General features: G+C 64.7%; 1 protein-coding gene. It reads right to left on the bottom strand.

Annotation, left to right across the window (positions count from 1 at the left end; all coding sequences use genetic code 11):
- Nucleotides 1-43 precede the first annotated feature (43 nt).
- Nucleotides 44-258, bottom strand: a 215-nt coding sequence (locus KJQ96_RS39295) for a (2Fe-2S)-binding protein (protein ID WP_213291251.1), incomplete at its 5' end; no start/stop codon positions are given.

The raw sequence follows: 258 nt of genomic DNA, 5'->3' as shown, positions 1-258 counted from the left end.
CGCAGGCCTTCTTCGGCGTGGTGACGATGGCCATGACGCCGTCCTATTCCGCGGCCTGCAGCATGGCAGGCGGCGAGGAGACCGGCATTTTCGCCAGCATGTCCTCGATACGCCTCTTGCAGCAGCCACCGAACGCGTTGGTGTGCTGCCTGACTGCCTCGACGCTGGTCAGGCCATGCGAGCGGATTGCGTCCTCGAGGGTGCCGAGATCGACTTCCTTGCAGAAGCAGACCTTTTTCGCGCGCCGGGTCGTCTCCG

This window comes from Bradyrhizobium sp. sGM-13, assembly GCF_018398875.1.
GTDB lineage: Bacteria > Pseudomonadota > Alphaproteobacteria > Rhizobiales > Xanthobacteraceae > Bradyrhizobium.
This window is presented reverse-complemented; position numbering and strand designations above follow the sequence as displayed.